At 64.1% G+C, this 9,036-nt stretch carries 10 protein-coding genes; 2 read left to right on the forward strand and 8 right to left on the reverse strand.

Annotated features, from left to right (window positions below):
• The coding region (locus ACHFFR_RS07835; RefSeq protein ID WP_394263711.1) for an adenylosuccinate synthetase at positions 1 to 813 on the reverse strand (813 nt) is incomplete at its 3' end.
• Positions 814 to 1,053: 240 nt separating this feature from the next.
• Between ACHFFR_RS07835 and ACHFFR_RS07840 the strand changes: the two genes are divergently transcribed.
• Entirely contained in the window at positions 1,054 to 1,608 is a 555-nt protein-coding gene (locus ACHFFR_RS07840) for a hypothetical protein (protein ID WP_394263712.1), read from the forward strand.
• 127 nt (positions 1,609 to 1,735) lie between these two features.
• Here ACHFFR_RS07840 and fbaA read toward each other — a convergent pair whose 3' ends face one another.
• Entirely contained in the window at positions 1,736 to 2,764 is a 1,029-nt protein-coding gene (gene fbaA, locus ACHFFR_RS07845; protein ID WP_394263720.1) for a class II fructose-bisphosphate aldolase, read from the reverse strand.
• Positions 2,765 to 2,929: 165 nt separating this feature from the next.
• Between fbaA and ACHFFR_RS07850 the strand changes: the two genes are divergently transcribed.
• Positions 2,930 to 3,763 (forward strand): Sir2 family NAD-dependent protein deacetylase, encoded by an 834-nt coding sequence (locus tag ACHFFR_RS07850; protein WP_394263713.1) that lies wholly within the window; start codon positions 2,930 to 2,932, stop codon positions 3,761 to 3,763.
• Between the two features lie 5 nt (positions 3,764 to 3,768).
• Here ACHFFR_RS07850 and ACHFFR_RS07855 read toward each other — a convergent pair whose 3' ends face one another.
• The 6 genes from ACHFFR_RS07855 to ACHFFR_RS07880 all read right to left on the reverse strand — a co-directional run bounded on the left by ACHFFR_RS07855 (position 3,769) and on the right by ACHFFR_RS07880 (position 8,911).
• On the reverse strand, positions 3,769 to 4,164 hold the full coding sequence (locus ACHFFR_RS07855; RefSeq protein WP_394263714.1) for a (deoxy)nucleoside triphosphate pyrophosphohydrolase: 396 nt from the start codon (positions 4,162 to 4,164) through the stop codon (positions 3,769 to 3,771).
• Positions 4,165 to 4,215: 51 nt separating this feature from the next.
• Complete coding sequence (locus ACHFFR_RS07860) at positions 4,216 to 4,899, reverse strand: TrmH family RNA methyltransferase (protein ID WP_394263715.1); 684 nt, start codon at positions 4,897 to 4,899, stop codon at positions 4,216 to 4,218.
• A gap of 38 nt (positions 4,900 to 4,937) precedes the next feature.
• Positions 4,938 to 5,675 (reverse strand): hypothetical protein, encoded by a 738-nt coding sequence (locus tag ACHFFR_RS07865; protein ID WP_394263716.1) that lies wholly within the window; start codon positions 5,673 to 5,675, stop codon positions 4,938 to 4,940.
• A 21-nt stretch (positions 5,676 to 5,696) separates the two neighbouring features.
• Entirely contained in the window at positions 5,697 to 7,307 is a 1,611-nt protein-coding gene (locus tag ACHFFR_RS07870) for an ABC transporter permease (protein WP_394263717.1), read from the reverse strand.
• Entirely contained in the window at positions 7,304 to 8,227 is a 924-nt protein-coding gene (locus ACHFFR_RS07875; protein WP_394263718.1) for an ABC transporter ATP-binding protein, read from the reverse strand. The genes ACHFFR_RS07870 and ACHFFR_RS07875 overlap by 4 nt, the downstream gene beginning before the upstream one ends.
• A 177-nt stretch (positions 8,228 to 8,404) precedes the next feature.
• Positions 8,405 to 8,911 (reverse strand): FtsX-like permease family protein, encoded by a 507-nt coding sequence (locus ACHFFR_RS07880; RefSeq protein ID WP_394263719.1) that lies wholly within the window; start codon positions 8,909 to 8,911, stop codon positions 8,405 to 8,407.
• Positions 8,912 to 9,036: the final 125 nt, after the last annotated feature.

Consider the following 9,036-nt stretch of genomic DNA (forward strand, 5'->3'; position numbering starts at 1 on the left):
GCGGGTCACGTACGCTTTGGCGACGCCGACCACGCGGTCGATCCGGCGCGGGCCGACGCCCGATCCGGTGCAGGCGCCCGCGGCCGTGGCCGAGGATGAGGTGACGAACGGGTAGGTGCCGTGGTCGATGTCGAGCATGACGGCCTGGCCGCCCTCGAACACCACGGTCTGGCCCTCGTCAAGCGCGTGGTTCAACGTGGCGGAGACGTTGATGACCATCGGCGCCACGCGATCGGCGTACGACAGGAGCTCGTTCGTCACCTCGTCGACGTCGAAGGGCTCCTCGCCGTGAAGGTGCTCGAGTTCGCCGTTCTTATGGTGCAGCGCCCCCTCCACCTTCTGGCGCAGGATGGACGGATCGAACAGGTCCTGAATGCGCAGGCCGATGCGGTTCATCTTGTCCGCATACGTGGGGCCGATACCGCGGCCGGTGGTGCCGATCTTGCGCTTGCCGAGCAGCCGTTCATTCGCCGAATCCAGCTTCTTATTATACGGCGGAATGATGTGCGCCGAGGCGGACACGCGCAGGAGCGAGGTGTCCACGCCGCGCGACTCGAGCTCGGCGATCTCCTGGAAGAGAACTTCAAGGTCGACCACCACGCCGTTGCCAATCACGGCCGTGCAGCCGGGCGTGAGGATGCCCGCGGGCAGCAGGTGCAGTGCGAAGGATTCATCGCCGACGACGACGGTGTGGCCGGCGTTGTTTCCTCCGTTGTACTTCACGACGTAGTCGACTTCGGTGCCAAGCTGATCAGATGCTTTGCCTTTTCCTTCGTCTCCCCATTGGGCGCCGACGATGACGATTGCTGGCATGGCTCATTCCTTAGGTATTGATTGCTCGCGGGGGTGTCCGGCAAGCCGGGTCAAGTGTATTCCCGTGTCGAAATGTGGGCAATTGTTTCTTACGTTTCGAGAGGATTGTCTTTGCATGATGGTCGAGGGGTGTGCTCTGGTGATCGCGCGCATCCGCCCGGCGAATGAGTTTTAGCCCGGTGCGCGACGCGTTCTGACTGCTAGATTAAGGGGCATCACCGCAACCAAAGGAGCGCCCGCATGATGGACCCCGTACGCACCACCGCCCACGTCGCCGCCCAGACGGGCAACGCGATCGCCTATTACGCACTCCCGGATGTGGTGCGCTTGAGCGCACTGCGCAAGATCCTGCGGTTAGGCATTCTCGGCGCGGGAATCTACAACGAGTACAGGATCCGCCCCACCGGCCCGCTCGAGGACTCCGCTCTCGAGGACATCATCTACGACACCTCCGCCCAGGGCCACCACCGTAGCGCGAAGTCGGCGGCGTCCTACGCCTATGACGAGGCCACCGACTTCGAACACGGCGACGTTCCGTTCGCCAATCTCTTTATCACCGTCTCGGAGAAGCCTGCGCTTGGCGCCGCGCTCGCCGGAGTGGCTGGCGCGGGCGTGATCGCGCTGATCGTTGCCACGGAACGGGCGATTCTCAACCGCGGCGAGCGCAAGCGCGCAGCTGGTGACAAGTTCGCCCACCTCAAGCAGGGCCTCGTGGCCGGCGCGCTCACGGCAGTCACTGCCACCGCACTCGACTTCCTGGATCCGGTCGCGGGCGAAAAGCAGGTCGACGAGTAGCTAGTCGTCGACGTGCGGTCAGCGCTAAGCCGCCGTCGTCAGTCGCAGCTGGGCCGTCGTCGTCGGAAATTCCTGGCACAGAAAAGCGGGGCAATCCAATGGACTGCCCCGCTTTTAGACTCTGCTGTTACTTCAGCTTCTTGCCAGCCGAGCCAAGGCGCTCGGTTGCCTCGATGACGCGTGCGGCCATGCCAGCCTCAGCTGCCTTGCCCCACGTGCGCGGGTCGTACATCTTCTTGTTACCGACCTCGCCGTCGATCTTCAGCACGCCGTCGTAGTTCTCGAACATGTGCGAGACGACCGGGCGCGTAAACGCGTACTGGGTGTCCGTATCGATGTTCATCTTGATGACGCCGTGGCGGACCGCGGTTGCGATCTCGTCTGCGGACGAGCCCGAGCCACCGTGGAAGACGAGGTCGAACGGCTTGTCCTTGCCGTACTTCTCGCCAACGGCCTGCTGGATTTCGCCAAGGAGCTCGGGGCGGAGCTTGACCGCGCCCGGCTTGTACACGCCGTGCACGTTGCCGAAGGTCAGGGCGGTCATGTAGCGGCCCTTCTCACCAAGGCCGAGAGCCTCAGCGGTAGCCATGCCGTCTTCAACGGTGGTGTAGAGCTTCTCGTTGATCTCGTGAGCGACGCCGTCCTCTTCGCCACCGACAACGCCGATCTCGATCTCGAGGATCTGGTTTGCCTGGTTGGTCAGGTCGAGCAGCTCCTGAGCGACCTCGAGGTTCTTGTCGAGAGGAACAGCCGAGCCGTCCCACATGTGCGACTGGAAAATCGGCTCGCGGCCGGCCTTGACTTCCTCAATCGATGCCTCGATCAGCGGGCGGATCCACGAATCAATGTTCTCGTATGCACAGTGATCGGTGTGAAGTGCCACGGTGACGGGGTAGTTCTTGGCGACCTCGCGCGCGTATGCAGCGAGAGCAAGGGAACCTGCCACGCGGTCCTTCACCGTGGAACCAGACAGGTACTCTGCTCCACCGACGGAGACCTGGATGATGCCGTCCGACTCCGCCTCTGCCAGGCCCTGCAGGGCAGCGATGAGTGTCTGAGAGGATGTCACGTTGAAAGCCGGGTAAGCGAAGCCGTCTGCCTTCGCCCGGTCGATCATTTCGTTGTAAATCTCTGGTGTTGCAATACCCACTGGTATGCGCTCCTTTACTAGTCAAACTTTACGAGAATCAGTATCTCACGTTTTCGGACATTGAAACTAGGCAGTTAGACTCACTGCGAACGGATCCAGCGAATTCGACCTTCTTTTGAGCGCGCATCGCACTGGATCGCGCCCGATAGACTGGGGGGCGAGGTGTGATTCATGGTTATTTCAGATCCGATCGACGCAGCACACGCACTTGCCGAACTCATGCGTGACACGACGACCCTTGCCATCACGGGCGCGGGCATCTCCACGGACTCGGGCCTGCCCGATTACCGCGGGCAGGGCACCACCGAAAAGCCGTCCATCGAATACGACATGTTCGTGGACGATCCCGTGTGGCAGCGCTGGGTGTGGCAGCGCAATCACGAGACGTGGCGCGTGTTCGAATCGCTCGAGCCCTCCCCCGGGCACACAGCGATCGCGCGCTTGGAGGACGCGGGCTTCATTTCCGGCGTCGCCACCCAAAATATCGACGGTCTGCATACGAAAGCCGGCGCCACGAACGTGTGGGAGCTCCACGGCTCGTTCGCGCGCGTGCGCTGCCTCGACTGCGGCCGCGTGATACCGCGCGAGGAATACGCCGCGGACCTCGACGCGCTGAATCCGAACTGGCCACAATACGACCGCGATCCAGCCGTGCTCGCCACCGCAGACCGCGCGGACGCCGAGGCCTCCACCTTCAAAGTGGCGCCGTGCTCCGCGTGCGGCGGACTCATGAAGCCGGCGGTCGTGTTCTTCGGCGAGGGGCTACCCTCGGACGACATGGACGCCGCGATGCGGGCCGCGACGGAGGCGGACGTGGCGCTCGTCGTCGGCAGCTCGCTCGTGGTCAACACGGGCATGTGGATCACGCGTCAGGCGTGGGCCACCGGCTCGCCGCTCGCGATCATCAACTACGGACCCACCGCCGCCGATGGAATCGTCGACCTGCGGATCGACGCCGGGGCGTCAGAAACGCTCGAGGCGCTGGCGGATCTCCTGGGAGCCTGATTTCGCTAGAGCCGAGTCTTCAACTCGTCAATGATCGGGATGTCGGCGGGCGCCCATTCGACGTCGTCGAGCTCGTCGGCGGCCAACCACCGCACCTGTGCATGCTCGGTGAGCTGCGGTTCGACGTCGTCGGAAAACGTACAGAAATACGCGTCGAGCCGCACGGTTCCGAAGGAATATTCGTATTCGGAGCGGGCGATGAAGTCTCCGACCGTGGCGTCGATGAGGAGCTCCTCGCGCAACTCGCGGGCGAGGGATTCCTCGCCCGTTTCGCCCGGTTCAATTTTCCCGCCTGGGAACTCCCAGTAACCGGCCAGCGACTTGCTCTCACCGCGCTGTGCAGCCATGATGCGATCGTCGCGGACGAACACGGCTCCCGTGACATGGATCAGCTTGGACATTGCCACCTCGTTATCTATCGTTGCCGGATTGTTTAGCAGGGCGCGGCAGGGCTATTGATCCGGCTCCGGTGGACGGTGTTGGCGAACCCACTCGTGCTGGGCGATCGCCGCGGCGGCTGCCACGTTGAGCGAGCGGGTGGATCCGTACTGCGGGATGTAGACGGCCTGCGGGCACACGGTGCGAAGCTCGTCGGAGATGCCCGTGGACTCCTGCCCGAACACGAGCACAGCCCGCTCGGGAAGCTCCGCGTTTTCGATCGCGCGGGTCTGCCCCGTGTTGTCGACGGCCACGAGCGTGTACCCGTTATCCGATGCCCACTGCGCCAAGCCGGTGGGCTCGGGGTGGTGGTGAATGTTGAGGTAGCGATCGGTGACGAGCGCGCCGCGCTTGTTCCACTTCCGACGCCCGACGATATGCACCCCGCCCACGTTGAACGCGTTGCCGGTGCGGACGATCGAGCCGATGTTGAGATCGTGCTCAAGATTCTCGATCGCCACGTGCAGCGCCGAGCGATCCTTCTCGAGCTCGGCGTGGATCGCCTCGACACTCCAGTAGCGGAAGCCGTCGGTCACATTGCGCCGATCGCCATTGGCGAGGAGGTCGGGGTCAAGGCGCGGATCGTCCGGCACAGGCACGCCCGGGAACTCGAGCTCCCAGGGCCCAACGCCGACGATCCCGCCGATCTTTTCTCCATTACCCCACACGTTGAAGCCGTGCGGATCATTGTCAGTCACGTCATCAATTCTGGCATACGTGGTAGCAGGGTCGGGTACTAGAGCGCGAAGGGTGCGCCGAGCGGTTCGCCGTCGTTCCACAGCGTGGCGGCAAGATCGTGGAAAAGCCCGGGGACGTCGTCGCCGGTCAAAGCTGGCGAAAACTCCCCCGCCGCAACGTTCGGCTGATAGAGCTGGACGCCTCGTTCGTCGACGACGATCGCGCCGCCCACCTGCCACCAGTAGGGCCCGTCGAGCGGGGCGTCGATGACCTGGAAGCGGCGTGCCGAGGCCTCGCCGTCCGCCTGGTCGGCGACGTGAAGGAAACGGATCACGCCGTCGCTCAGGCACACGTGCACCGCCGCGTGGTCTGACCCGATCGCGTCCACGGCGATCTCGTCGCGCGCGAGCCTGCGCGGCTGGTCCTTGCGGTGCTTGGACATCATGTCCGCCAGCAACACCGCTACCTGCGAGCCGTGGCCAAGGCCCGGGCCGGCGATCCACGCCTCGGTCTCGAGTACGTAGCGCATGATGATCTCCTGGCCGTCCTCGAACGGCGCGAGGCGGTTCACGGCGTCGAACTGGGTCAGGCCGTCCGAGTTCGTGAAGCAGGTGAAGCTCAGGCCCTCGCCGGTATCGACGTTCGGCTGCCCGACGCGCAGGACGGCTTCGGAAAACAGCGGCTCGGTCCACATGTGCAGGCTGCGGTCGTCGAAATCGAAGGTGAAGACACCGGGCGGCACCGTGTCAATATGCCAGTCAGGATGGACGGGCCACGGGGTGAAATACGACAGCATCGGCGCTCCTTTTGGCCAATTCTAACCGCCGACGATCTCCCGAGTGCGCAAGCCGTGTACGGCGGCGGCGAGCAACGACGCCGTGAGGGCGAGTTCCACCGCGACGCCCAGCCACTGGATGGGTTCGATGGGAAGTGCGCCGACGGCGTCGTACACCGAAAGATTGAACGCCCACTCGGGAAGGCGCATCGCGGCGCCAAGGAACGAGATCGCGGCGCCGACTCCGAACACGAGCCAGCCGAGCCACGGGCCGCGTCCGAGCGCGCCGACGCCGAAACCGCCCAGCGCGGTGACGAGTGCAGCGGGGACGGCGTAGACGAGGGTGGTGTGGATGATCGGACCGGCGTCGAACATGTCCGGAGCCGAGAGCCTAGCTGCGAGCATGTACGCCATGCCCGCCACGATCACGAGCACGACTGCGGAGCCGACTGCCATCGCGAGCGCCGTGCCGAAGTGGCGCGTGCGCGAGAGTGGCTTGGACAGGAGGAAGGCGAGGCGGGTGTTGCGCTCTTCGCGGTGGAACGTGCCCATCTGGGCGATGCCCGCCGCGCCGCCGATCATGGCGATGACGAGGATGGTCATGTTCGTCAGCGCGTCGGCGTCGGTGCCGAAGCCGAAATCGCTGAAGATCGCGGCCGACTCCTCCAAGACCCCCAGCCAGACGTCTGTCTGAGCGCCGAAGACCAGCGCGAAGGCGAGCGCGATGGCGAACCACCCGAGATACGGCCCGCGCACGAGCCGCCACGTCAGCCCCGCTGGCGTGCCGAGGAAACGCGAGCCGCGCTCGGGGCCCGGGCGGCCTCGGATGATTCCGGCGCCGATATCTCGGCGCGAGTGCATGAGGGTGGCGAACGCTATGAGGGCGAGGCCGAGGCCAACCAGCAGGCCGATTGGCCACCAGTTCATGTCCGCGAACGGAGCGACGTGATCGAACCATCCGACGGGCGTCAGCCACCAGGCATCCGACGACGAGAGGATGAGATAGGCGCGCAGCAGATAGGAGATGAGGAAGACTCCGATGCCGATCGTGGTGGCTGTTCGCGAATTGTCGGCGAGCTGGCCGGCCACGAATCCTATTCCCGCGAAGAAGAACGAATAGGCGAAAAGGGCCAGTCCGTAGCCGAGCGCGCCGCCGTCGGGAGGGCCCGCGGATCCGGCCTCGGCGCCGACGAGTGGGACGCCGAACGCAACCAAGATCGCGGTAATGAAGGCCGCGTTGGCGAGGAGGGAGAGCGTGACCGTGAGAGTGGCGGAGACTAGCGGGACGAACCGGCCGACCGGAGCGGCCGTGAGGATGTCCGTGCGGCCGAGGTCTTCCTCTTTGCGGGTGCGGCCAACTGCGAGCATGACGCCCGCGATCGCGAGGGTCGGGATAACAATGATGCTGAGCTCGTTGGCGATGATTCCGCCGACTTGGTCGAGGCCGCCCGAGACTCCCGTGAGCGCCTGCAGCTCGGCCGCGATGTCCATCGAGGCGATATACGTGGCGCGGGCTTCCGGGGTGTCGTAGTACCCGACGATCGCACCGGCCGTGACCGCGACGACGATTGCGAGAATGACGACCCAGACGATGTGGGCGCGCCACCCCGTCACCAGGAGCGTGCGGACATAGCGGCCGAGTCCTGCCATCACGCGTCGACCCGGTAGTGCTCGAGGAACAACTCGTCGAGCGAGGGTGGCCTGACTACGAGCGAGAGCGGGTGCTGGTTGGCCACGCGCGCGGTCACGTCATTGAGCGAGGACCTGCCCACCTTGATCGTGACGTGAGCGCCCGACTCGTCGTCAACCTGCTCGGCTGTTGCCCCGCGCGGAGTGACGTCACTGACGACCGCCTGCGCGACCTGCCGATCCTCGAATGTTGCCAAGATGGTGGTGGTCGTTGATTGGCGCAGATCTTCGAGCAAGCCACTCGAGACCGTCTTGCCCTCGCGCAAAATCGTGACGTGGCTGCACAGGGCTTCCACCTCGTCCAGGACGTGGCTCGAGAGCAGGGCCGTCGCGCCCTCAGCCACCCGATCGTGAATGGCACGCTGGAACGTCTGCTCCATGATCGGATCAAGGCCCGAGGTGGGTTCGTCGAAAATGTACAGGTCCACGTCCATCGACAGCGCCGACACGAGCGCCACCTTCTGGCGATTGCCCTTCGAATACGTGCGCGCCTTCTTCGTGAGGTCGAGATCGAACGCCTTGACGAGGCGGGCACGGCGCTCGCGATTCTCGCTACTGCGGCCATCTCGGCGGTGGAAACCGGCGAGCAAATCGAGGCACTCCCCGCCGGTCAGGTTTGGCCAGAGAACGACGTCGCCAGGAACGTAGGCAAGGTTTGCGTGGATCTCGACGGCGTCGCGGCGTGGATCGAGGTCGAAGACCGTGAGGCGGCCGGAGTCAAGAGTGAGCTGGCCGAGAATCGCGCGGATCGTCGTGGACTTTCCAGCTCCGTTTGGCCCGAGGAAACCGTGGACCTGCCCCCGTTCCACCACGAGCTCGGCGCCATCGAGGGCGCGAACTTTTCCGAACGTCTTCACGAGGTTGTGGCCGTCAATTATGGGCATCGTCCGTCCTTGCGCGCTGAGGTTTATGTGCTGCTTTGTGTGCCGCTTTGTGTGCTGCTTTGCATGCCTAGATCTCACAGTGCGATTCTATCCGACGGCGAGGGGGCAGGGTTCGAAACGAAGGCTCTACAACTTACGCCCGTATCGCGTGGTCGAAAGGTGCCGCGCCCTGTGCAACTACGGTGTCCGTAAGACACTGACAGGATCACGCCGCGACGCCCACAATGCTGGAAAGAGCGCAGAGACCATCACGGTGACAAGCGTCAGAACCACAACAGAAACAGAGATACTCACAGGGATAGGAGTCCCGGCATACCAGTAAAACACTCCAACTCCGGCCGCTGCGGCTACGGCACCTGTGGTTGCGGGGACGAACGTGCGCAGAATTGTCAGTAACGTGAGATCCGTACGTGAAATACCCAGAGCACGGCGCCGTCCAAGATCGCTTCGGTTCAAGAGAACGTCGGACAGAACCACCGCGCTGAGGAGAACAACTCCCATCCCTAGAGCAGCCAGCAGAGTTGTGCGATTGTGTTCGGCGACTTCACCAGCCGCCACGCGATCTAGTAAGCCCAACCCCGATGGCATATCGATCGAAACATCGTCAGCGGAGGGATCGCCCAAGATGCCCAGCACTCCATCACGTGAAAGATCAGCGCGGACGATGGATTCAACGATCGTCAAGAGCTCTGGGAAAGACTGTGCCTCCGTGGCGAGTAACCCGCCCGACGCAAACCGCGCGGAGCGACATCAAGCTGGCCATGCCGCGCGTCTCTCGGTATACCAACACCAAGCGCGGTTTCACTGAC

This window comes from Trueperella sp. (assembly GCF_043424875.1).
Lineage (GTDB): Bacteria > Actinomycetota > Actinomycetes > Actinomycetales > Actinomycetaceae > Trueperella.